The sequence below is a fragment of the Pseudomonas sp. NPDC099000 genome (genome assembly GCF_044759925.1).
Classification (GTDB): domain Bacteria; phylum Pseudomonadota; class Gammaproteobacteria; order Pseudomonadales; family Pseudomonadaceae; genus Aquipseudomonas.
On record NZ_JBIWAF010000014.1, the window covers coordinates 19,998 to 41,928 of the forward strand.

At 59.4% G+C, this 21,931-nt stretch carries 21 protein-coding genes; 13 read left to right on the forward strand and 8 right to left on the reverse strand.

Annotated features, from left to right (window positions below):
* Nucleotides 1–157 precede the first annotated feature (157 nt).
* The 3 genes from ACIQV9_RS17280 to ACIQV9_RS17290 are packed head-to-tail and all read right to left on the reverse strand — an operon-like array spanning nt 158 to nt 2,922.
* A complete protein-coding gene (locus ACIQV9_RS17280) occupies nt 158–538 on the reverse strand; it encodes a GtrA family protein (protein WP_403103744.1) in 381 nt (126 codons plus the stop codon).
* Nucleotides 510–1,436: a glycosyltransferase family 2 protein gene (locus ACIQV9_RS17285; protein WP_403103746.1), complete on the reverse strand. Its 927-nt coding sequence runs from the start codon at nt 1,434–1,436 to the stop codon at nt 510–512. The genes ACIQV9_RS17280 and ACIQV9_RS17285 overlap by 29 nt, the downstream gene beginning before the upstream one ends.
* A 4-nt stretch (nt 1,437–1,440) precedes the next feature.
* Entirely contained in the window at nt 1,441–2,922 is a 1,482-nt protein-coding gene (locus ACIQV9_RS17290) for a hypothetical protein (RefSeq protein WP_403103749.1), read from the reverse strand.
* A gap of 459 nt (nt 2,923–3,381) precedes the next feature.
* Here ACIQV9_RS17290 and ACIQV9_RS17295 point away from each other — a divergent pair, with 459 nt between their 5' ends.
* From ACIQV9_RS17295 to fabF, 3 genes are all read left to right on the forward strand, one after another.
* Nucleotides 3,382–3,717: a ComEA family DNA-binding protein gene (locus ACIQV9_RS17295; protein ID WP_403103752.1), complete on the forward strand. Its 336-nt coding sequence runs from the start codon at nt 3,382–3,384 to the stop codon at nt 3,715–3,717.
* Nucleotides 3,718–3,918: 201 nt separating this feature from the next.
* A complete protein-coding gene (locus tag ACIQV9_RS17300; protein WP_403103754.1) occupies nt 3,919–4,713 on the forward strand; it encodes an SDR family NAD(P)-dependent oxidoreductase in 795 nt (264 codons plus the stop codon).
* A gap of 32 nt (nt 4,714–4,745) precedes the next feature.
* On the forward strand, nt 4,746–6,020 hold the full coding sequence (gene fabF / locus ACIQV9_RS17305) for a beta-ketoacyl-ACP synthase II (protein WP_403103757.1): 1,275 nt from the start codon (nt 4,746–4,748) through the stop codon (nt 6,018–6,020).
* On the opposite strand, the gene ACIQV9_RS17310 is transcribed toward fabF, so the two are convergent.
* The gene (locus ACIQV9_RS17310; RefSeq protein ID WP_403103760.1) at nt 6,017–6,574 is read right to left on the reverse strand and encodes a TetR/AcrR family transcriptional regulator; all 558 of its coding nucleotides are present in this window, start codon (nt 6,572–6,574) and stop codon (nt 6,017–6,019) included. The genes fabF and ACIQV9_RS17310 overlap by 4 nt on opposite strands.
* Nucleotides 6,575–6,750: 176 nt before the next feature.
* On the opposite strand from ACIQV9_RS17310, the gene ACIQV9_RS17315 reads away from it, so the two are divergent.
* Both ACIQV9_RS17315 and ACIQV9_RS17320 read left to right on the forward strand, forming a co-directional pair.
* Nucleotides 6,751–7,404: a GntR family transcriptional regulator gene (locus tag ACIQV9_RS17315; RefSeq protein WP_403103763.1), complete on the forward strand. Its 654-nt coding sequence runs from the start codon at nt 6,751–6,753 to the stop codon at nt 7,402–7,404.
* Between the two features lie 15 nt (nt 7,405–7,419).
* Nucleotides 7,420–8,271 (forward strand): urea carboxylase-associated family protein, encoded by an 852-nt coding sequence (locus ACIQV9_RS17320; protein ID WP_403103766.1) that lies wholly within the window; start codon nt 7,420–7,422, stop codon nt 8,269–8,271.
* Between the two features lie 45 nt (nt 8,272–8,316).
* Here the strand turns inward: ACIQV9_RS17320 and ACIQV9_RS17325 are convergent, their stop codons facing one another.
* From ACIQV9_RS17325 to rfbC, 3 genes are all read right to left on the reverse strand, one after another.
* Complete coding sequence (locus tag ACIQV9_RS17325; RefSeq protein ID WP_007931351.1) at nt 8,317–8,484, reverse strand: DUF2897 family protein; 168 nt, start codon at nt 8,482–8,484, stop codon at nt 8,317–8,319.
* Between the two features lie 123 nt (nt 8,485–8,607).
* Nucleotides 8,608–9,972: an ethanolamine permease gene (eat, locus tag ACIQV9_RS17330; RefSeq protein WP_403103769.1), complete on the reverse strand. Its 1,365-nt coding sequence runs from the start codon at nt 9,970–9,972 to the stop codon at nt 8,608–8,610.
* Nucleotides 9,973–10,222: 250 nt separating this feature from the next.
* On the reverse strand, nt 10,223–10,768 hold the full coding sequence (rfbC, locus tag ACIQV9_RS17335; RefSeq protein ID WP_403103771.1) for a dTDP-4-dehydrorhamnose 3,5-epimerase: 546 nt from the start codon (nt 10,766–10,768) through the stop codon (nt 10,223–10,225).
* A gap of 349 nt (nt 10,769–11,117) precedes the next feature.
* Between rfbC and kdpF the strand changes: the two genes are divergently transcribed.
* From kdpF to ACIQV9_RS17365, 6 genes are all read left to right on the forward strand, one after another.
* Entirely contained in the window at nt 11,118–11,207 is a 90-nt protein-coding gene (gene kdpF / locus ACIQV9_RS17340; RefSeq protein WP_007899818.1) for a K(+)-transporting ATPase subunit F, read from the forward strand.
* An 8-nt stretch (nt 11,208–11,215) separates the two neighbouring features.
* On the forward strand, nt 11,216–12,910 hold the full coding sequence (gene kdpA, locus ACIQV9_RS17345; protein ID WP_403103773.1) for a potassium-transporting ATPase subunit KdpA: 1,695 nt from the start codon (nt 11,216–11,218) through the stop codon (nt 12,908–12,910).
* Between the two features lie 10 nt (nt 12,911–12,920).
* Nucleotides 12,921–14,978 (forward strand): potassium-transporting ATPase subunit KdpB, encoded by a 2,058-nt coding sequence (gene kdpB, locus ACIQV9_RS17350; protein WP_403103776.1) that lies wholly within the window; start codon nt 12,921–12,923, stop codon nt 14,976–14,978.
* A 210-nt stretch (nt 14,979–15,188) separates the two neighbouring features.
* Nucleotides 15,189–15,734 (forward strand): potassium-transporting ATPase subunit KdpC, encoded by a 546-nt coding sequence (kdpC, locus tag ACIQV9_RS17355; RefSeq protein WP_403103777.1) that lies wholly within the window; start codon nt 15,189–15,191, stop codon nt 15,732–15,734.
* 138 nt (nt 15,735–15,872) lie between these two features.
* The gene (locus tag ACIQV9_RS17360) at nt 15,873–18,524 is read left to right on the forward strand and encodes a DUF4118 domain-containing protein (RefSeq protein WP_403103780.1); all 2,652 of its coding nucleotides are present in this window, start codon (nt 15,873–15,875) and stop codon (nt 18,522–18,524) included.
* A gap of 36 nt (nt 18,525–18,560) precedes the next feature.
* Nucleotides 18,561–19,259, forward strand: coding sequence for a response regulator (locus ACIQV9_RS17365; protein ID WP_403103996.1), 699 nt, complete (start codon nt 18,561–18,563; stop codon nt 19,257–19,259).
* A 141-nt stretch (nt 19,260–19,400) separates the two neighbouring features.
* Here ACIQV9_RS17365 and ACIQV9_RS17370 read toward each other — a convergent pair whose 3' ends face one another.
* Entirely contained in the window at nt 19,401–20,447 is a 1,047-nt protein-coding gene (locus tag ACIQV9_RS17370) for a patatin-like phospholipase family protein (protein WP_403103782.1), read from the reverse strand.
* 223 nt (nt 20,448–20,670) lie between these two features.
* Between ACIQV9_RS17370 and ACIQV9_RS17375 the strand changes: the two genes are divergently transcribed.
* Both ACIQV9_RS17375 and ACIQV9_RS17380 read left to right on the forward strand, forming a co-directional pair.
* The gene (locus tag ACIQV9_RS17375; protein ID WP_403103785.1) at nt 20,671–20,949 is read left to right on the forward strand and encodes a hypothetical protein; all 279 of its coding nucleotides are present in this window, start codon (nt 20,671–20,673) and stop codon (nt 20,947–20,949) included.
* A gap of 43 nt (nt 20,950–20,992) precedes the next feature.
* A complete protein-coding gene (locus tag ACIQV9_RS17380) occupies nt 20,993–21,760 on the forward strand; it encodes a CHAD domain-containing protein (protein ID WP_403103788.1) in 768 nt (255 codons plus the stop codon).
* Nucleotides 21,761–21,931: the final 171 nt, after the last annotated feature.

The window sequence follows — 21,931 nt, forward strand, 5'->3', positions numbered from 1 at the left end:
GGTGACGCTACAGCCTCAAACAGCGGCGTACTTAAAGTTGCGACGATGATGCCTCGAATAGATGATTGACCATTGGCACTTGGGTTCAGCACATCGAGTTCGTTCAGTCCGAAGCTCGATATGCCGACCCTGTCACTGGTGTTTTCGCCGCGCCGTGCTATTTCACGATAAACCGGGCAAGTAAGAACGTGATCGGCAGGGTGATAACTACAACCAGGAGCGGCGCCAGGATGACGGGGATAGAGAGTTGTTCTACAGCGATGTATATCAGGCATAAGCCGCTTAGGTATTGCACGATGTAAACCAGCGGGAACGAGAGAAGCTTTTTAAGGGAGAGGGGCTCGTTGAAGACGTAACGCGCATTGAGAACGTACGAAATCACGATACTTAAGGCATACGACAGAGAGTATGCATAGGTGTATACCATCACCTGAATAAACGCCAGATAGAAAATATATCCAGCGCCTGTATTGATGCAGCCAACGATAAGAAATTTGATGAATTCCAGATTAAAGAATTTCTTCTTCAATAACTGCATGAGGGTGTCTGTTGACCTCATCAAATATCCTCCAAATATATTCGCTCATCACACCTAGCATTACTATGATCAGGCCCAGTAGGAAAGAGACGAGGGTGGCCAGCGTCGCAAACCCGGGCACTTCAACCTTGCCGAACAATGCACTCAGCACCACAACGGTGCCATAAGCAAAGCTTCCCAGCGACACTATCAGGCCTATTGCTGAAATCAGTCTGACCGGAGCGAAGGAAAACGAAAAAATGGAGTCGATCAGCAGTTTCCATTTTTTTCCGAACGTCCATCTGGATTTCCCATGCTCACGAGCCACGCGAACGTAAGGTATTTTTTCGGGGGTGAACCCTAGCCAATACGGGAATAGAGGGAAGTTGATGTGTTTGCCACTGTCTTTAAGATAGGGCAGAAGCTGTCCGTCCATGAGAGCGAGGTCAAAACCATTTTTCGGATAGCTCGCCATGACGAACTTGCGCAGTAGCCGGTAATACACTGCTGAGAATATTTTTGAACCCAGTGGGTCTTGTCTGTCTGTGCGTTCACAGATGATGTACTTGGTACCGTTTTTCCAGCGGCTAACCATTTCCGGGATGAGTTCTGGCGGGTCCTGAAGGTCGGCGGCCAAGAATAGAAAGCAATCCCCGGTGATGTAATTCAGTCCGGTTTTTACCGCACTGATGGCTCCGAAATTACGACTCAGCTTGATCACTTTGGTGCCCGGGCGCGTAATCACGAACTGTCTGAGCAAATTCAGTGAGTTGTCCTGGGAGCCATCGTCGACGAAAATCAGTTCCAGCTGCATGTCTTGTTGTTGGAGTAACTGCTCTATGTACAGAAGCTTGCTGAATAGATCCGGCAAGGAGCCTTCGTTAAAATAGACAGGTACCACAATGGATAGCGTTTTCATCGGATCATACTTCCTGTGTCGATGCGCGCGCGGGTGAACTGGACGTCTGACGCAGCAATGTAAGCAGGCTAATGAAGCAGAGCAGCGTCACAGCGAGAAAAACACCATACATCTGGTGAGAGATCCACGGGCCGGAATACATGTAGAGCATCTGGTCCGGAAATGCCTGGAAATTACCCGTCCAGGGGCCGACATTTATGCTCAGCCAAAACCTGGAAAGGATCAGAGCCATGCCGGCGACGGCATAAGTAAACCACCAGTCGACCTTGCGCTCATCGCCCAACTGGTTCAGTGCCTGGCACGTCAGCATTGCAAGAGCCGGCCAGGCATTGAGGAACTGACGTGACTCGGACCCGATCGACAAGAAGGCAAACAAGGCAATGTAGACACTGAGGCCTAGGCCTTCGGCTTTTGCCAGGGCAGCGATACGCGGCCAGAGCAAGATGGCGATCATGTAAAACGGACCGTAGTGCATGGCGTGCGCAACGACGTTAATCAGCGGGTTCGACAGGGATGCCTGCGTAAACAGGCCCAGATAGCTGGTGATAGTGAGTGGGCCGGGCGTCCGGTCGGAAAATTGAAAGACTATTGCTTTGACCGATACATACAGGAGGATACCCACTACCACTGGAAGCACCTTGATGTGCCTGGAGGCCCGCAGGTAGGCAGGCACGTCGATCATCGGCTTGAGGGCCAGGTAAATATAGGTAATGAACAGAATTATGCTGAGTGGGAGTATCTCGCTCTTGAAAACGGTTGTGCCTTGAGATTGCCGTAGGCCATTGGCGTACAGGTAGGCGGCAAGCGCAATCAGGGAGATGGCGACCAGCAAGGCTAACAGGTGGCTATGCAGAGAGGGCGGGCGGTTGGCAACGCTGGCCCGGCCTAGCATGATCATCGGCAGAGCGCCGTAAAGCATCGTCGGCCATACAAAGCAGCAGAGGAAGCTGAGCACTACCAATAGGGCGAAGCGGTTTTTGATGTAGGCATAGAAAATGCCGAGGCCTAAGACGTAGCCAGAAATATCTGTAAGAGTGGGGTTGTATGATAGGTTGGTGAGCACAGGATAATTAAAGAACAGTGCACTGAAACCCAGAAAGTAAATAGGCGTTCGCCATTTATAATGTCGGCCGATCAGGATAAGTAATCCGGCTGCAATAACAAGTAGACCGACATTGAATAAGTAGAAGGCGTGTATCACTCGAGGTGTTGAAGTTATATCGTAGCCGAGTAACTTGCTGACGTTATGAATGATGATGGGGGGAAGCATGCGTCCAATATAATACTCGGACACTGTGTTACTGGTAAGTATCTCTACTGAGTCACGTTGCGCCCAGTCAGCGTAGGCAGCGCCGTCCCAGCCGAGGCCATTGTTGTGCTGAATTCTTTCGCCGTGATTGAAATTAAAAGAGAGCCAGAACACCATGAACAGGACCCCTACACAGCCCATTAGTGCATGGCGGTCAATTCCAGATAGCTTATTCATTTCGATGTGTTTTTCTTGTGGTGCACAGCCCGTAGGCCGCGATACGAAGTTTACCCACCAATAGAGGAGGCGTGTATTGTACTCATTGGGTATTTTGTGCTGTTTTGGACATCATGTTGGTTGCCCCAAAACACTACCTGCTTTTGACGGCTCAATGCATTTTTCAAGAACTGATAACAATATCAGATAGGGTATAGCCTAATCAAGGCAGGCAGTGGCCAGCACTGTATCTAAAATGAATCTTCGAGAAATTGGCTATGCTATTTCGGTGATGCCATTTCCGGCCGCAAACAGATGAGCTCACAAAAGTTGGCCAGGGCCATCAACAAAAGCGTCTCGAACCTTGATTGTTTCACATCCTGCAACAGACACACTTTTGACACCTCCACCATATCGCCTAAGTTTGGAGGGCAGCTTCGGAAAAGCTGCTTTCTCAATCGATGTCATGGAGCTTCATTTATGCGTACTGGCTATTTCTACTCTCTGGTTTTTGCCCTGCTCACCAGCGCCTCTATTGCTGCCATCGCCGCGCCTGCGGTAAAAACTGAGGCTGGCAACGCGCCTATGGTGCTGGAAGTTGCGCCTAAGGCGCTGTCTGGCAAAGTCGACCTCAATGGCGCTGATGCACCGACGCTGCAGCGTGAGCTATCCGGTATTGGGGAGGCCAAAGCCAAAGCGATTGTTGCTTATCGTGACAGTAATGGGCCGTTTTCGTCCGTAGACGAGCTGCTGGAAGTGAAGGGGATAGGCAAGGCGATCCTGGATAAGAACCGCGAGAAGCTGGAAGTGAACTAAGCTTTTAGATCAACGCCCAAGAGGCCGGTCATTGACCGGCCTTTTTGCATTTTGGCGTAAAGGAGTGGTGTCGTACCTTCCATCGGTCTATAAAAAATTACGGCTATCATATTGCCTTTGGATTATGCCTATAATAATTCCTCAATCCGCCGAAGCGCTCAGGCATTTATCTTCCAGGCGCATCCTCACAGGAGCACGCTCATGAATTCTGTCCAGAACCAAGGAACCGCCCTCGTCACCGGAGCCTCCTCCGGTATCGGCGCCATCTACGCTGAGCGGTTGGCTGCCCGAGGTTATGATCTGCTGCTGGTCGCTCGCGACGAGGAACGCTTGCAGGCAGCGGCGAGCAAGCTGCGCACCGAACATGGCGTCCAGGTCGAAGTACTCAAGGCAGACCTCACACAAAAAGATGATGTTCTGAAGATTGAACAACGTCTGCGCAGCGACTCGAGTATCAGTCTGCTGCTGAACAACGCCGGTGTTGCCGCTGATGGTCTGTTGGCGAATTCCGACATGGACCAGATGGAAAAACTGATTCAACTCAACGTCACCACCGTCACACGCCTGGCATCAGCAGCTGCCGCCGCTTTTGCCAAGGCAGGCCGTGGCTCGATCATCAATATCGCCTCGGTGGTGGCCTTGTTTCCTGAGCGGTTCAATGCGACTTACAGCGCCAGCAAGGCTTATGTGTTAAGTCTGACCCAGTCGTTGAACGCGGAACTGGACGGTACCGGGGTCAAGGTTCAGGCCGTGTTGCCAGGCGTAACACGCACCGAAATCTGGGAGCGCTCCGGTATCGACGCTACTCAGATTCCCGCGGACATGGTGATGGAAGCCGGGGAGATGGTGGACGCTGCATTGTCCGGTCTGGACCAGGGTGAGCTGGTCACCATTCCCTCGTTACCGAACGCCTCCGAATGGGACGACTTTGTAAAAGCCCGTCTGGTGATGGCGCCGAATCTTTCCAAAAGTACGGCCGCCACGCGTTACAAGTGAGGCGCCTTCAATCGGCTTGAGGTAATTGCGGTATGAGTGATCGTCGAGTGGTTGTAACGGGAATGGGCCTGGTGTCTCCGCTGGGTAGCGGTATCGAGGCGGTCTGGGAGCGTCTGCTGGCCGGGCGCTCCGGGCTGCGTAACCTGCCTGACAACGTGGTCGCCGATCTGCCGGCCAAGGTCGGTGGCGCAGTGCTCAGCGTGGCGGAAGATCCCGAGGCGGGTTTTGACCCGGATCGGGCGACGCCGCCCAAAGAGCAGAAAAAAATGGACCGCTTCATCATGTTTGCCATGGAGGCCGCGCGCCAGGCGTTGGATCAGGCCGGCTGGCAAGCGCAAGACGCTAAGGCTCAGGAGCGCACCGCGACAATTATCGGCTCGGGCGTGGGAGGTTTCGGCGCGATTGCCGATGCGGTCCGGACCACGGATAGCCGTGGCCCGCGACGTTTGTCGCCATTCACCATTCCATCATTTCTGGTCAACCTCGCGGCCGGTCATGTGTCGATCCAGCATGGTTTCAAAGGCCCGCTGGGTGCTCCAGTGACAGCATGCGCGGCCGGTGTCCAGGCGATCGGCGACGCGGCGCGGCTGATTCGTTGTGGTGAGGCCGATATTGCCGTGTGCGGTGGCGCGGAGGCTGCGATCGATCGGGTCAGCCTTGCCGGATTCGCGGCGGCGCGTGCCTTGTCCAGCGGTTACAACGACACCCCGGAGCGCGCCTCACGGCCGTTCGACAGTGGTCGTGATGGTTTCGTGATGGGTGAGGGCGCGGGTCTGCTGGTGATCGAATCACTGGAACATGCCCTTGCCCGTGGCGCTCAGCCCTTGGCCGAACTGGTCGGGTACGGCACCAGCGCCGACGCCTATCACCTGACTGCCGGTCCTGAAGATGGCAGCGGTGCGCGCCGGGCGATGTCGCTGGCATTGGCCCAGGCGGGCATTTCTGCCGCAGAGGTGCAGCACCTCAACGCTCACGCCACCTCGACCCCGGTTGGGGACCTTGGTGAGTTGGCCGCCATCAAGTCATTGTTCGGTTCGGACAACAAGATCGCGGTGACGTCGACCAAGTCCGCCACCGGGCATTTGCTGGGGGCGGCGGGCGGGATTGAGGCGATCTTCACGCTGTTGTCGATCCGCGATCAAGTCGTGCCGCCCACCCTGAATTTCGAGAACCCGGATCCGGCGGCGCAAGGTGTGGACATCGTCCACGGTCAGGCGCGGCCGATGGCCATTGAGTACGCATTGTCCAATGGCTTCGGGTTTGGCGGGGTCAATGCCAGCGTGTTGTTCAAGCGCTGGCAGGATTAGGCCAGGGGTTGTTTGAGAAACTCACGTGTGACGTCGAGAATCCGCTGCGCCAACTCTGGGTTCTCGACGCTGCGCGATAGCAGCAACGCCCCGACCAAAGCAGACATGATGAAGATGCTGCGGTCGACGGCATCTTCACCTTCCAGTGTGCCTTGCACTTGTTCAAGCCTTGAATTGAGCACCACGTCTGAGGTCGGACTCGGTTGTCCGCGCAAACCCAGCTCCGATGACATGGTCGGCAGCGGGCAACCCTCATCGGGTGAAGTCTGGTGCCATTCGGACAGATAGGTATCGATGAACGTTTCCAGCGGGCGATCCTGAGCGAACAGCTCGGCACAGATGGCGTCGCACTGCTCGCCGGCAGCCTGCAAAGCCTTTTCTACCAGTTCATCCTTGGACTTGAAGTGCGAGTAGAAGCCGCCGTGGGTCAGACCCAACGCTTTCATCAGGGGTTGCAGGCCGGTCGCGCCAATACCGTCACGACGAAATCGCGCTGATGCTTCCTTGATGATGCGTTGATGGGTCTGGGCTTTATGGTCCTGCGAGTAACGCATCTGGAATCTCCGCAACAATGCGCCATCTTAACTAATGAAAATGGGATGGTGACTGTACTTCTACTTCTAAAAAGCATGCAGATGCGTCCAACTTTGTCCTGCCGCATCGATTCAGCTGGCACGAATAGTGATTACGTATCAGCTGACGATTGTTGAACAATCATGAGGCAATGAGCATGAACAGTGGACTGTCCCTGGCCGATCACATCACATTGGAGTTGCGCGCCGACATCATTGGCGGCCGTTTGCTGCCCGGCATGGCGCTGGTGGAGAACGATCTGGTGTCTGCCTACAACGCTTCCCGCAACACCATTCGTGAAGCGTTGCACCGCCTGGGCCAGGATGGTCTGACCCGTTACGTGCGCAACAAGGGCGTGATGGTGCGCAAGCTGGGCGTTGATGATGTTCGGGATCTGTTCAAGGTCCGCCGCACCCTGGAGCTGCAAGCCATCAGCGTGAGCCAGGCATTGCGCGACGACCAATCCGGCCGGATGCTCGAGGCGCTGGAGGCCACCGAGCTGGCCCGGGAGCGCGAGGACTGGCGCGCCGTCGGCACCCACAGCCTCGCGTTTCATCAACACATCGTCGGGCTTCTGCGCAGCCCATTGTTCGATGAGTTTTTCACCAACATTGTTGCGCAACTGCGCCTGGCGTTCTGCACCGCGCCCGATGAATCACGTTTTCAGGCGCCCTGGCTGGCACGCGACCGGCAGATCCATGACTTCCTTGTCGAGGGCGACAAGCGCGCGGCCGCGGACGCCATGAGCGCTTATCTTGATGACTCTGAACACCTTCTGCTGCTAATGCTTGCTCCAACCTCCCATCACTGATCGAGGATTTGTGCCATGTACAAAGACTATCCGGCGGCCTATCAAGTCAGCAAAGGCTCGGCCTTGCAGGTGGACAAAGCCTTCTACGAACGGATCCGCGATAAAAAGCAGGGCCGTACGCTGATCGAGCAGTTCGAAGTGCCGATCCGCACCGGGCGGGCCTGGAACGTACCGGCCGGGCACGTGTTTCGCGTGACCACGCCGGTCGGCCCGCAAGTGGGCGACTTCAATGTCTGGAATGCCAACGACCCGCGTGAACGTCTGTGGGCGGCGCGGACCCGGCAGCTGCAGGGCGCCCATGTCAGCACCCATGACCGGCTCTGGTCGAACCTGCCTTTCTTGCGGCCGCTGGTGACCATCACCGATGACAGCCTGGCCGGTTACGGCATCGACGAACATGGCGGGCGCTTGCACGATTTGCTGGGCACTCGCTGCGATCCCTATGTGAACAAAATGCTTACCGGCGAGGATTTCCATCATCACTGCCACTCCAACCTGACGCGCGCCGTGTTGCCCCATGGCCTGACCGAGTTCGATGTGCATGACGTGCTGAACATTTTCCAGTGCACGGGCCTGAACCACGACGACATGTACTTCATGAAGGCCTGTCCGGCGCAGAAGGGCGATTACCTGGAGTTCTTTGCCGAGATCGATCTGCTGTGTGCGCTGTCGACCTGTCCGGGAGGGGACCTGTCGCTGGCCATGTGGGGGCCGGATGCGCAGGATCCGCTGAGCGTCTGTCGCCCGCTGGGGGTGGAGATTTACCGGTTGGAGGATTCGTTGCTTGAGGGCTGGAGCCAGCCTGAACGGGCTGCGTACAAAGGGCTGCACGGCCTGCACATTGCCAAGGCCGAATGGGAAAAGTAGAACGCAAAAATCCTGTCATTCGGGAAGAATGACAGGGTTTTTTTTTTAGCGGTCCTGCGCATCCTTGGCGTCCGCTTCCGCGTTGCGTTCCGCGACGCGTTTACGTTGCTCATCGGTCAATTCGACCTTGTTGGCGGTGTCACGCAGCATCATCAAACCACCAACGATCGAGCCGATCGCAACGACCAGAATCAACCAGGCATACCAGGGCATAGGGCTCTCCTTGAGGGCAGGCCGATGGGCGGGTTTCGCCAATCGATCGTGCATACCACTTTGAGCGATTTCATTTCGCAGTGGTTCAATTCTATGCCTGATATGACTGCCGCACTTGGCTGATTAGAGGCCCGTCAGCATCGCGTCCGCCGGCGCATCCGCGCGCAGCTGCGCGGTGAGCATGAAGTACACGAATCCCACCGCCATGAAGCCGAGGAAGATCAACCCGATCAACGTGTTGAACCAGGCCATCGCCACCAGGCACACCACCGCCAATATCAGCGCAATGAGCGGCACCAACGGGTAGCACGGCGCGCGGAAGGTGCGCTCCAGGTTCGGTTCGGTTTTACGCAACTTGAACAGGCTGAGCATGCTCATGATGTACATCACGATTGCGCCGAACACCGCCATGGTAATCATCGCCGCGGTCAGCGTCATGCCACCGAGGTTGATCAGACCATCGCTGTAGATCGCCGCGATACCGATTACGCCGCCGGCAATGATCGCCCGGTGGGGTGTCTGGAAGCGCGACAGTTTGGCCAGTGATGCCGGCAAGTAACCGGCGCGGGCGAGGGCGAAGAACTGCCGCGAGTAGCCAAGGATGATCCCGTGAAAACTCGCCACCAGGCCGAACAGGCCGATCCATACCAGCATGTGCAACCAGCCCGAGCTTTCGCCGACCACGGCCTTCATGGCTTGTGGCAGCGGGTCGTTGATGTTCGACAGGGTGCGCCAGTCGCCGACGCCGCCGGCAAAGAACATCACGCCCATGGCCAGCAAGACCAGGGTCAGAATGCCGCTGATGTAGGCCTTGGGAATCGTGCGTTTCGGGTCCTTGGCTTCTTCGGCGGCCATCGCCGCACCTTCGATGGCGAGGAAGAACCAGATGGCGAAAGGAATCGCCGCGAACATCCCGGCAATCGCCGGCGCCCCGAACACATCGGAACCGGCCCAGCCATTGAGCGCGAAGTTACTGAAACTGAACGCCGGAGCGACCACGCCCATGAACACCAGCAGTTCCGCCACGGCCAATACGCAGACAATCAACTCGAAGGTTGCGGCCAGTTTCACGCCGAGAATGTTCAGGCCCATGAACACGATGTAAGCGCCGACTGCTGCGTGTTTCGGGTCAAGGGCCGGGAATTGCACATTCAGGTACGCACCGATAGCCAAGGCAATTGCCGGCGGCGCGAAAACGAATTCGATCAGTGTCGCCAGCCCGGCGATCAATCCGCCTTTCTCGCCGAAGGCGCGGCGGCTGTAGGCAAAGGGGCCGCCGGCATGGGGAATCGCCGTCGTCAGCTCGGTGAAACTGAAGATAAAGCAGGTGTACATCGTGGCGACCATGAACGAGGTCACCAGGAACCCGAGTGTTCCGGCCACGCCCCAGCCGTAACTCCAGCCGAAATACTCACCGGAAATCACCAGCCCGACCGCGATGCCCCACAGGTGCAACGTGCCCAGCGTGGGTTTGAGTTGTGTGTTCATGCGTTTGCTCCCTGAACGGTTTGGACAGCTTCAGGGAGGGCGTTTGCAGTGGGCGTGCCAGCGTTGTGACGGCAGTCGTTATGGATCTAAAGCCGTCGCATTCGGGATGGTGGTTGCTGGATGTGTCTTGGTTGTGCGCCAGTTAGGGGCGTTATTGCCTATCTTGCCGCCTTCGCGAGCAGGCTCGCTCCACAGGGGAAGGGTGTCATCCGGGCTGGCGCGCTCCAACTGTGGGAGCGAGGTACCGAGGTTAGGAAAAAACCTCGGCATCCTTGAAGAATTCCGCAGCCTGATCCTTCCCGGATAGCCGCGGAGCTTCGTCCAGTTGCCAATCGATGGCCAGGTCCGGGTCATCCCAGCGGATGCTGCGTTCGGCAGACGGGGTGTAGTAGTCAGTGGTTTTGTAGAGAAACTCGGCGAACTCGCTCAGCACCATAAAACCATGCGCGAAACCTTCCGGCACCCAGAGCTGGCGGTGATTCTCGGCGGACAAGCGCACCGCAACCCATTTGCCGAAGTGCGGCGAGCTGCGACGGATGTCTACGGCGACGTCAAGTACTTCGCCAGCGGTCACGCGAACCAGTTTGCCTTGTGTGTTTTCCAACTGGTAATGCAGCCCGCGCAATACGCCTTTTAGAGAGCGCGAATGATTGTCCTGAACGAATCGGGTATCCAGACCAGTCGCCAGTTGAAAGGCCTTGGCATTGAAGCTCTCGTAAAAAAAGCCTCGATCGTCACCAAAAACCTTCGGTTCGATAATCAGAACACCGGGTAAATCGGTGGTGACAATATTCATGGTTTTTCCTGCAAAGGATTTCGGGGGCCGACATTCTTGCTCAAACTGCAACCGGATGCGAGCGGCAGACGTGGTTAGTTGGTCGGGCAGTTGATGCCGCCATTGGGTGGTCCCCATCGTGGGCAAGCCAAGCTCCTTTAGTCAGACCGGGCGTCCAGGCAGCCCGCAAAATCCGTTAGAGGAACGTCTGGTCCGCGAAACCGCTCGTGCGAACACCGCTGTAACGAAGCCAAACCCACTCTTTACGCTTTCTTTATGCACAGCCAACACCCTCGGTCTCGTTCCTTTACAGCCTCCCTGCCGACAATGGCTCCACACGCGGCAATACGCCGTAACACGGAGAACTTCCATGAGCGTTCTGGACGGGGTGTCACTGCTTTTGGCAGTGGGGCTGTTCATTTATCTGTTGGTTGCGCTGTTGCGCGCGGACCGGAACTAGGAGCGGCTATGCACAGTTATGACTATTGGCTGATCCTCGCCTTCTTTGCCCTGGTGCTGATTCCGGCACCGTTCCTTGGGCGGTTCTACTACAAGGTCATGGAAGGGCAGCGCACTTTGCTTTCGCCGATCCTCGGACCGGTCGAACGTGGCTGTTATCGGGTGGCCGGCGTTGATCCGCAGGCCGAACAGAGCTGGCAGAAATACACCCTGGCCTTGCTCGCCTTCAACCTCGCGGGCTTTTTGCTGTTGTTCGCGATTCTGTTGTTTCAGGATTACTTGCCACTGAACCCGCAAAACCTGCCGGGTCAGGAGTGGACACAAGCGTTCAATACTGCCGTCAGCTTCATGACCAATACCAACTGGCAGTCCTACAGCGGCGAAGCGACCCTGAGCTACCTGAGTCAGATGGTCGGTCTCACCGTGCAGAACTTCGTCAGCGCCGCCACCGGCCTGGCGGTATTGGTTGCGCTGTGCCGCGGTATCGGTCGCAAGTCGAGTAAAACCCTCGGCAACTTCTGGGTCGACATGACCCGCGCCACCCTCTACGGCCTGTTGCCGCTGTGCCTGCTGCTGGCGCTGTACCTGGTCTGGCAGGGTGTGCCGCAAACCTTCGCGCAGTACGTGAATGCCGTGACGATGCAAGGCGTCGATCAGGTGATTCCACTGGGCCCGGCCGCCAGCCAGATTGCGATCAAGCAACTGGGCACCAACGGCGGTGGCTTCTTCGGCGTCAACTCGGCGCACCCGTTCGAGAACCCGACGGCGTGGAGCAACCTGTTTGAAGTCGGCTCGATCATTCTGATCCCGGTGGCGCTGGTATTTACCTTCGGCCACTACGTGAAAGACCTGCGTCAGAGCCGCGCAATCATCGCCTGCATGCTGGCACTGTTCCTGATCGGCGGCGCGACCTCGTTGTGGGCTGAATACCAACCGAACCCGACCCTGAACAACGTCGCCGTCGAACAGACCGCGCCGCTGGAAGGCAAGGAAGCGCGCTTCGGCACCACTGCCACCGTGCTGTGGTCGGTGACCACCACGGCGGCGTCCAACGGGTCGGTCAACGGCATGCACGACAGCCTCAACCCGCTGAGCGGCATGGTCGCGATGGTCAACATGATGGTCGGCGAAGTGATCTTCGGCGGCGTCGGCGCCGGGCTCTACGGCATGTTGCTCAACGTGTTGATCGCGGTGTTCCTCGCCGGCCTGATGATCGGCCGTACGCCGGAATACCTCGGCAAGAAATTGCAGGCCAAAGAAGTGCAATTGCTGGTGGTGACGTTGCTGGTGATGCCGGTCGGTGTGCTGGTGCTCGGCGCGATTGCCGCGAGCTTGCCTGGCCCTGTAGCGGCGGTGAGCAACCCCGGCGCCCACGGTTTCAGCCAGTTGCTGTACGCCTACACCTCGGCCAGTGCCAACAACGGTTCGGCGTTCGGCGGTTTCGGTGCCAACACGGCGTTCCACAACCTGATGCTCGGTCTGGGCATGTTGATCGGTCGCTTCGGTTACATCCTCCCGGTACTGGCGTTGGCCGGCAGTCTGGCGATGAAGAAAACCGCGCCGATCGGCCAGAACAGCTTCCCGACCCATGGCCCGCTGTTCGTGACCTTGCTGACCGTGACCATTTTGCTGGTGGGTGGTTTGACCTTCTTGCCGACGCTGGCGCTGGGCCCGATTGCTGAACACTTGAGCATGGGCTTCTGAGGATCTGATGATGAATATGCCCGTAACCAAAACCGTCGTCGCCAAGGCGCCGGAACAACCGAAAACCGCGATCTCGGCCCTGTGGCGTCCGGCGCTGGTGCAAGCCTTCGTCAAGCTCGACCCACGGCAATTGCAGCGTGCGCCGGTGATGCTGGTGGTCGAGCTGACCGCGATCCTGACCACCGTGCTGTGCTTCATTCCCGACAGCAGCGTGCCGACCTTTGTCGCTGCGCAAATCGCGTTGTGGCTGTGGTTCACCGTGCTGTTTGCCAACTTCGCCGAAGCCCTGGCCGAAGGTCGCGGCAAGGCCCGCGCCGACAGCCTCAAGGCCGGCAGCGAAGGCTTGAGCGCCCGCCGCAAAACCAGCAACGGCAGCTTTCAAGTGGTGCCGGCCACCAGCCTGCGCAAAGGCGATGTGGTGCGTGTCGAAGCGGGGGAAATGATCCCCGGCGACGGCGAGGTGATCGAGGGTATCGCGGCGGTCAACGAAGCGGCGATTACCGGTGAATCCGCGCCGGTGATCCGCGAATCCGGTGGCGACCGTTCGGCCGTCACCGGCAACACCCGACTGGTCTCCGACTGGCTGCTGGTGCGCATCACCGCCAACCCGGGCGAGTCGACCCTGGACCGCATGATCGCCCTGGTCGAAGGCGCGAAACGGCAGAAAACCCCGAACGAAGTGGCGCTCGACATCCTGCTGATCGGCCTGACCCTGATCTTCCTGCTGGTGGTCGTGACACTGCAACCATTCGCCCACTTCGCCAACGGCAGCCTGCCGCTGGTGTTCCTGGTGGCGTTATTGGTCACGCTGATTCCGACCACCATTGGCGGTCTGTTATCGGCCATCGGTATCGCCGGGATGGACCGTCTGGTGCGCTTGAATGTGATCGCCAAATCCGGTCGCGCCGTGGAAGCGGCGGGGGACGTACACGTCCTGCTGCTGGACAAGACCGGCACCATCACCTTCGGTAATCGTCGTTGCACCGCTGTTTATGCAGCGCCCGGCGTGACCGCTAAGGAGCTGGCCGAGGGTGCGTTGTTCGCTTCGCTGGCCGACGACACCGCTGAGGGCAAGTCCATCGTCGAATACCTGCGCGGGACTCAGCCGCAACCTGAGCCCTCGGCTGAGGTGTTGACCGCTGTGCCGTTCAGCGCTGAAACCCGCTTGTCCGGCGTCGACTATCAAGGGCGCGTGTACCGCAAAGGTGCGGTCGATTCGTTGCTGGCCTTCGTTGGCCTGAAACGTGCTGATTTGGCCGCGCCGCTGTCCCGGGAAATCGACAAGATTGCGCAGAGCGGCGGCACCCCGTTGCTGGTCTGCGCCGACGGTAAATTGCTCGGTGCGATCCACCTCAAGGACGTGGTCAAGCCCGGCATCCGTGAGCGTTTTGCCGAGTTGCGCAAGCTGGGGATTCGCACGGTCATGGTGACCGGCGACAACCCGCTGACCGCTGCGGCGATTGCGGCCGAGGCGGGCGTCGATGACGTGCTGGCCGAAGCCACACCGGAGAAAAAACTGGCGCGCATTCGCCACGAGCAGAACGACGGTCGTCTGGTCGCCATGTGCGGTGACGGCGCCAACGACGCCCCGGCCCTGGCCCAGGCGGATGTGGGCATGGCGATGAACGACGGCACGCAAGCAGCGCGCGAGGCGGCGAACATGGTCGACCTCGACAGCGATCCGACCAAGCTGCTGGACGTGGTGCAGATCGGTAAAGAACTGCTGGTGACCCGCGGTGCACTGACGACCTTTTCCATCGCCAACGACGTGGCCAAGTACTTTGCGATTTTGCCGGCGCTGTTCGCTTCGATCTACCCGCAATTGGGCGTGCTGAACGTCATGCATCTGGCCAGCCCGCAGAGCGCGATTCTGTCGGCGATCGTGTTCAACGCCTTGATCATTGTGGTGCTGATTCCGCTGGCGCTGCGCGGGGTGCGGGTGCAGGCGGCGAGTGCGGCGGCGTTGCTGCGACGCAATCTTCTGATCTACGGATTGGGCGGGATTCTGGTGCCGTTCGTGGGCATCAAGGCGATCGACATGTTGTTGACGGCGTTGCATCTGGTCTAACGCTCTATCGGGTGGCGCGGTCTCTGTGGCGAGGGGGCTTGCCCCCGTTCGGCTGCGAAGCAGTCGCCAACCTGATGCCTGCGGTATGCCTGAAGAAATGAAGTTGCAGGTTCTGGGGCTGCTGCGCAGCCCAACGGGGGCAAGCCCCCTCGCCACAGGATGGTGGCGATTTCCAGGCCTGAGTTATTTACCGAATTCGAGGATTTTGAAATGTCCACAATGATACGTCCCGCACTGAGCCTGCTCGTGCTGATGACCCTGATCACCGGCGTCGCTTACCCCTTGGTTGTCACCGGTGTCGCCCAGGTCGCGTTCCCGGATCAAGCCAATGGTAGCCTGGTGCGCGATGCCGACGGCAAGATCCGCGGCTCCTCACTGATCGCCCAGGATTTCGTCGGCGACGCCTGGTTCCATCCACGGCCATCGGCGGGTGCGTTTGCCACCGTGGCGAGCGGTGCCAGCAACCTTTCGCCGAGCAACCCGGCGCTCGCGACTCGCGTGATTGACGATGCCAGCAAACTGGTGGTGCCCGGTCAGGGGCCAGTGCCCTTGGCGATGGTGACCACCTCCGGCAGCGGCCTCGATCCACACTTGCCACCGGCGGCAATTGCCTATCAACTGGCGCGTGTTGCGGCGGCGCGTAATTTGCCGGTGTCTACGCTTCAGCAATTGATGAATGCGCACATTGAGCAGCCGCTCGTTGGTCCGCCAGTGGTTAATGTGCTGGCATTGAACATTGCGCTGGAAAACCTGTAGAAGATGATCGTTCCAACGCTCTGCGTGGGAATGCATCAACGGACGCTCCGCGTTCGGCTCTGAAGGGGACGCGGAGCGTCCCGGGCTGTATTCCCACGCGGAGCGTGGGAACGATCAATCAAGATAAGGCAATGACAAATGAGTGACTCCGGCCGCGCCGACGCGTTGTTAGCACACCTGCCCCGCGATGGCCGTGGCCGGCTCAAGGTCTTCCTCGGCGCCGCGCCCGGTGTCGGCAAGACCTACGCCATGCTGCAAGCCGCCCATACCCAACTACGCCAAGGCGTGAAAGTCATCGCCGGCGTGGTCGAAACCCACGGCCGCGCCGAAACCGAAGCACTGCTCGGCGGCTTGCCGCAACAGCCCTTGGTGCGCTCGGAATACCGTGGCGTGATGCTTGAAGAAATGGACCTCGACGGCCTGCTCGCGGCAAAGCCGAAACTGGTGCTGGTGGACGAACTGGCCCACACCAATGCCCCCGGCAGCCGTCACGCCAAGCGCTGGCAAGACATCCAGGAACTGCTCGCCGCCGGCATCGACGTGTTCACCACGGTCAACGTCCAGCACCTCGAAAGCCTCAACGATCAAGTGCGCGGGATCACCGGCGTGCAGGTTCGCGAAACCCTGCCGGACTGGGTGCTGCAAGAAGCCTACGAACTGCTGCTGATCGACCTGCCACCACGCGAGCTGCTCGAGCGTCTGCGCGATGGCAAAGTCTACGTGCCGGAGCAGGCGCGGGCGGCCATCGACGCCTTTTTCACCCAGACCAACCTCACTGCTTTGCGCGAACTGGCGATGCAAACCGCCGCTGCGCAGGTCGACGATGACCTCGCCCAGGGTTATCGACAACTCGGCCAAGCCGCGCCAGCCGTGCGCGGTCGATTGTTGGTGGGGGTCGATGGCGATGCCCAGGCCGAGCGCCTGGTGCGCCACGCCAGCCGTGTCGCCCAGCGTCGGCATCTGCCGTGGAGCCTGGTGCATGTGGACAACGGCAGCGTGCGCGACGAGCAATCGCGCCTGCGCCTGCAAAGTGCCCAGCAACTGGCCGAACGCCTTGGCGGTGAAGTGGTGTTGCTGCGTGCCGGCGAAGTCGCCAAAACCCTGATCCAGCACGCCGCCGAACGCCGCGCCAGCCTGGTGCTGGTCGGTCAATCCCGACAGCGATTGCGTCGTCGGCTATTCGGTGGCGGTCTGGCGTCACGCTTGCTGCGCAATGCGCGCGGATTGGAAATCAACGTCCTCGACAGCGATCACGAACAGCATCAGCCGCGTCAGCGTGCGGCGCATTCGCTGGTGTGGTTCGACTACGCGCTGGCGGTAGTGGCGACGGTGTTGGCCACTGCTTTGGCCTGGGCCGTGGCGAGTGTCTTGCCGCTGCCGAATATCTCGCTGGTGTTCCTCGCTGCCGTGCTGCTGGTGGCGGTGCGCAGCAGCCTCGGCCCGGCCCTGGCCTGTGCGGCGCTGTCGTTTCTGACCTATGACTTTCTGTTCATTCCACCAAATTTCTCCTTCCGCATCCAGCGCGAAGAAGATGTATTGACCTTGCTGTTCTTCCTGCTGATGGCGGCCCTCACCGGTAACCTCGCTGCGCGGCAACGGCGGCAATTGCAGGCATTGCGCGACACCCAGGAAGAGACCAGCGAACTGCTCGACCTGTCGCGCAAACTCACTGCCGCCACCGACCGCCAGGCCGTGGTCAGCGCGGCGGCTCAGCACCTCAACGGTTGGAGCGATCTGCAACTGTGTCTGCTCAACCACGACGGCCAAGGTGGCTGGAAGGTCGAGACCGGTGGCCCGCTGGCGTTTTCCGAAGCCGAGCGTGCCGCTGCCGATTGGGCCTGGCAACACGACCAGCCGGCGGGCGCGGGCACCGGCACGCTGCCGTTCGGGCGTTGGTGGTGGTGGCCGTTGTCGGTGGAGGACGGACCGTTGGCGCTGCTGGGTGTATGCGCCAAAGAAGGCCAGACCTTGAGCGGTCAGCGTCGGCGTTTGTTGACGGCGTTGAGTCAGCCGCTGGCCCAGGCCTTGGCCCGCGCGCAACTGGCCGAAGACCTGGAAGCTGCGCGTCTGCACGGCGAAACTGAACAGTTGCGCAGTGCCTTGCTGGCGTCGGTGTCCCACGATTTGCGCACGCCGCTGACGTCCATGCGCGGCAGCATCGACAGCTTGCTGGCCCTCGGCGAAGCGATCCCGCTGGAGGATCGTCGCGAATTGCTCGAAGGCACCCGCGATGAAGCTGAGCGCCTCGACCGGTACATTCAAAACCTGCTGGACATGACCCGCCTCGGTCACGGCGCGTTGAAGCTGGCGCGGGACTGGGTGTCGCCGGCCGACATCGTCGGCAGTGCACTCAATCGCCTGCGCGCGGTGCTGGCGCCGTTGCAAGTCAGCACCGAAGTGCCGGCCGAATTGCCGCTGCTGTACGTGCATGCCGCGCTGATCGAGCAGGCGCTGGTCAACGTACTGGAAAACGCCGCGCGTTTTTCACCGGCTCACGGTCGATTGCAATTACGCGCCGGGGCTGACGACAGCGAACTGTTTTTCTCGGTCAGCGACGAGGGGCCGGGAATTCCGGAGGAGGAGCGGGCGAAGATTTTCGATATGTTCTACACCGCCGCCCGCGGTGATCGGGGCGGGCAGGGCACGGGGTTGGGGCTGGCGATCTGTCAGGGCATGGTCGGCGCCCATGGCGGTCGGATCAGCGTCGCCGAGGGCATCGAAGGGCGCGGCACCTGCATCACGTTGCACTTGCCCTTGCAGGAACAACCGGGTTTTGAAAGTGAAGCCTGATACCCTTTGGACATCTCCATGCCGCGACCGGAAACCATGAGCCAGACCGCGACCATTTTGGTCATCGACGACGAACCGCAGATCCGCAAATTCCTGCGCATCAGCCTCGCTTCCCAAGGCTACAAAGTGCTGGAGGCAGGCACTGGCAACGAAGGCCTGGCCCAGGCCGCGTTGAACAAACCCGACTTGCTGGTGCTCGACCTCGGCCTGCCGGACATGGACGGCCAGCAAGTGCTGCGCGAGTTTCGCGAATGGTCGACAGTGCCGGTGCTGGTGCTCTCGGTGCGTGCCAGCGAAGGGCAGAAGGTTGAAGCGCTCGATGGCGGTGCCAACGACTACGTGACCAAGCCGTTCGGTATTCAGGAATTCCTTGCCCGGGTGCGGGCCTTGTTGCGTCAGGCTCCGGTTGGCGAGGCTCAGCAAGCGGCGTTGACGTTCGGCCCGTTGACCGTCGACCTGGCCTATCGCCGGGTATTGCTCGACGGTACCGAAGTCGCGTTGACCCGCAAGGAGTATGCGGTGCTGGCGCAACTGGCGCGGCATCCCGGGCGGGTGATCACGCAGCAGCAACTGCTGAAAGATATCTGGGGGCCGACGCATACCGAGGACAGTCATTATTTGCGGATTGTGGTGGGGCATTTGCGGCAGAAGCTGGCGGATGATCCGACTCAGCCCAGATTTATCGTCACCGAAGCGGGGGTTGGGTATCGGTTGTTGAGTGAGGGTAGCCTCTAGATTTTTGGTGTCCGGTTTATTGTCTTCGCGGGCAAGCCTCGCTCCTACAGGATTTGAGTCGTTCACAAAGCTCGCGAACGATTCAAATCCTGTAGGAGCGAGGCTTGCCCGCGAAGAGGCCGGATCAATCACTCGAGAACTTCAAGAGTCCCGGTTCTGCTCATTCTCATACCGATCCAGCGTATCCCGCGCAATCTCCCGCCCCAACGCGATCAACTCCGGTGCCTTGTAAAACTCGAAAAACCGGCACACCCGTTTCGGCACGTTAATCAGGATATCCGGCGGATACCCGGCGATCTTGTACTGCGCCAACGACGTCTGCATCACCTCGAAACTCTGGTTGATCAGGTCCAGCAAGGACGCCGGCCCCACGTTGTCGATGATGAACGAGCCTGTGGCTGACTTTGGTGCGCCCTCGCGTTCGGGAGCGGCCGCCGGTTGCTGGGCTTCGGGTTCGGCGGATTCGATCCAGGGATTGATATCGGCCGCTTCGGCCATCAACGCTTCCTTTTCCAGCAGCAGCAGTTGTTCCGCCTGTTTGCGGCGGAACGGCAATTTTGAACCCAGGGAATTGATCAGGCTGTCGAACCGCGTCTTGAACGCCGCCGGACGCTGAATCACCGGCAATTGATAGTGGCGCTGGTTGGTGGAGTTGAGGTTGACCGCGATGATCAGGTCGCAATGACTCGACACCACGGGCACGATCGGTAAAGGGTTGAGGATGCCGCCGTCCACCAGCATGCGATTGCCCTGCATCACCGGAGTGAACAGGCTGGGAATCGCCGCCGAGGCACGCATGGCCTGGTGCAGGCAACCTTCCTGGAACCAGATTTCCTGCTGGTTGGTCAGGTCCGTGGCCACCGCCGTGTAAGGGATGCGCAAGTCTTCGATGTTGATCTCGCCGACGATCTTGCGGATCTGCCCGAACACCTTTTCACCACGAATCGCCCCCAGACGAAAACTGACGTCCACCAGACGCAAGACGTCGAGGTAGTCCAGGCTTTCAATCCAGTCGCGATAATCGTCGAGTTTGCCTGCGGCGTAGATTCCGCCGACCACGGCGCCCATCGAGCAGCCCGCGATGCAGGCGATGTCGTAGCCGCGGCGTTCGATTTCTTCGATGACACCGATATGGGCATAGCCCCGGGCCCCGCCTGAGCCCAGCACCAGTGCGACACGCTTTTTCATGAATCGCCCTCGTCTGACAAGGTTCAACAATGCACCCATCACGGGCCGCGCTTCAATCGCTAAGGTCGCTCGGCGGGCCGAGGGCGTCGTTTTTTCGACACTCCATGGCGGCGCATGGGTATTCTCGCGGGCGCTTGAAGTTTGCGCGGCGGGGCCAAGGCACTTTTCACGTGCCAGACCGTCTTACCTGCACGACTGTTTTCCTATTTTTGAGGTGTGAGTGATGAAAGCCTGGATCTGTGTGCCTTTGATTGCCCTGGCACTCGCCGGTTGTGCCGGCAAAACCGCTTATCGTGACAGCTGCGGTAGCGGGCTCGATGCCGCGTGGCGTGAACTGGACCTGGCCAAGGCCGAGGGTTTCGCTGGCAACGTCAGCTACTCCAAGGCCCTGTCGCTGTTGACCGCGGCCAAGACTCAGCAGCAATTCGAAGGCTTTGAAGGCTGCACCAAGAAAGCCGAGAAGGCGCGCTTCTATATTCGTGAGTCACGCGCTGGTCGTTGAGGCATGATCTAGGCTTAAGGAAATTCGCTTCAGGGAGCAAACAATGTCTGCCTTGGTTGATCGGTTGGTGGCGCATGTTCTGGGTCTGGAAGTTCGCCTGCTGGCTTGCCAGGCGCGTCTGAGTGCGCGCACCGACCCGGAAGCGTTGCACGACCTGCGCACCACGGTTCGCCGTTTGCGCAGTCTGTTGCGACCGTTGCGCGGGCTACCCGGCGTCGAGCAACTGGAAGCGGCGGCGTCCCGGGTGGGCGACCTGACCACGCCCTTGCGTGATCGCGAGGTGCTGGCGGCTTACTTGCTCAAGCACGATCAACCCGAGGCGGCGCAACGGCGTATAGCGCAAATGGCTGCGGCTTATCCGGCGGTGGCGACAAGCCCCGAGGTGACGCAGTTATTGATGATCCTCGACGCCTTTCCGCGTTTTCTCCGCGCCTCCCAGCGTCAGGGCTTGCTCAAGGGCCTGCGCAAACGCATCGAGAAACGCCTCGCCAAACAATGGAAGAAACTCGATCAGGCCCTGCACGATCCTGCCCACGATCGTCATCGCTTGCGCCTGCTGATCAAGCGCGTGCGCTATGGCATCGACGCCTATCCCGAACTTGATCGATTGCCCAACGCGGCGATGCCACGCTTGAAGTCGGCGCAAGGTGCCTTGGGCGACTGGCATGACTGTTTTCAGTGGCTGGCCAAGGCTGAACAGGAACCCGATCTGCAACCTTGTGTGGCCGTCTGGAAAGCCACCATGGCCAAGGCTGAAGGCCGCGCCGACCGCGTCCTCGACAAACTCAGCGACGCCTGCTTCAAATCCTGAACCCCAATCAACTGAAGGAGCGAGCCTGCTCGCGATAGCGGTCTGTCAGCCAGCCCTGATGCCGACTGATGCACCGCCATCGCGAGCAGGCTCGCTCCTACAGTGGTTTGGTGTTGAGCCTGATCCCAGCGGCTCATCTGTCAGTGTTTTTGGCCGGAATAAGCGCTGTGT

Bases quoted from the DNA above. Each gene is read 5' to 3' on its own strand.
- ACIQV9_RS17280 (WP_403103744.1), bottom strand. From the start codon at position 538: ATGCAGTTATTGAAGAAGAAATTCTTTAATCTGGAATTCATCAAATTT.
- ACIQV9_RS17290 (WP_403103749.1), bottom strand. From the start codon at position 2,922: ATGAATAAGCTATCTGGAATTGACCGCCATGCACTAATGGGCTGTGTA.
- kdpC (WP_403103777.1), top strand. From the start codon at position 15,189: ATGTCCACAATGATACGTCCCGCACTGAGCCTGCTCGTGCTGATGACC.
- ACIQV9_RS17310 (WP_403103760.1), bottom strand. From the start codon at position 6,574: ATGCGTTACTCGCAGGACCATAAAGCCCAGACCCATCAACGCATCATC.
- ACIQV9_RS17380 (WP_403103788.1), top strand. From the start codon at position 20,993: ATGTCTGCCTTGGTTGATCGGTTGGTGGCGCATGTTCTGGGTCTGGAA.
- ACIQV9_RS17370 (WP_403103782.1), bottom strand. From the start codon at position 20,447: ATGAAAAAGCGTGTCGCACTGGTGCTGGGCTCAGGCGGGGCCCGGGGC.
- ACIQV9_RS17300 (WP_403103754.1), top strand. From the start codon at position 3,919: ATGAATTCTGTCCAGAACCAAGGAACCGCCCTCGTCACCGGAGCCTCC.
- ACIQV9_RS17375 (WP_403103785.1), top strand. From the start codon at position 20,671: ATGAAAGCCTGGATCTGTGTGCCTTTGATTGCCCTGGCACTCGCCGGT.
- kdpA (WP_403103773.1), top strand. From the start codon at position 11,216: ATGCACAGTTATGACTATTGGCTGATCCTCGCCTTCTTTGCCCTGGTG.
- ACIQV9_RS17365 (WP_403103996.1), top strand. From the start codon at position 18,561: ATGAGCCAGACCGCGACCATTTTGGTCATCGACGACGAACCGCAGATC.
- kdpB (WP_403103776.1), top strand. From the start codon at position 12,921: ATGAATATGCCCGTAACCAAAACCGTCGTCGCCAAGGCGCCGGAACAA.
- ACIQV9_RS17320 (WP_403103766.1), top strand. From the start codon at position 7,420: ATGTACAAAGACTATCCGGCGGCCTATCAAGTCAGCAAAGGCTCGGCC.
- fabF (WP_403103757.1), top strand. From the start codon at position 4,746: ATGAGTGATCGTCGAGTGGTTGTAACGGGAATGGGCCTGGTGTCTCCG.
- ACIQV9_RS17315 (WP_403103763.1), top strand. From the start codon at position 6,751: ATGAACAGTGGACTGTCCCTGGCCGATCACATCACATTGGAGTTGCGC.
- ACIQV9_RS17360 (WP_403103780.1), top strand. From the start codon at position 15,873: ATGAGTGACTCCGGCCGCGCCGACGCGTTGTTAGCACACCTGCCCCGC.
- ACIQV9_RS17325 (WP_007931351.1), bottom strand. From the start codon at position 8,484: ATGCCCTGGTATGCCTGGTTGATTCTGGTCGTTGCGATCGGCTCGATC.
- ACIQV9_RS17295 (WP_403103752.1), top strand. From the start codon at position 3,382: ATGCGTACTGGCTATTTCTACTCTCTGGTTTTTGCCCTGCTCACCAGC.
- ACIQV9_RS17285 (WP_403103746.1), bottom strand. From the start codon at position 1,436: ATGAAAACGCTATCCATTGTGGTACCTGTCTATTTTAACGAAGGCTCC.
- rfbC (WP_403103771.1), bottom strand. From the start codon at position 10,768: ATGAATATTGTCACCACCGATTTACCCGGTGTTCTGATTATCGAACCG.
- eat (WP_403103769.1), bottom strand. From the start codon at position 9,972: ATGAACACACAACTCAAACCCACGCTGGGCACGTTGCACCTGTGGGGC.
- kdpF (WP_007899818.1), top strand. From the start codon at position 11,118: ATGAGCGTTCTGGACGGGGTGTCACTGCTTTTGGCAGTGGGGCTGTTC.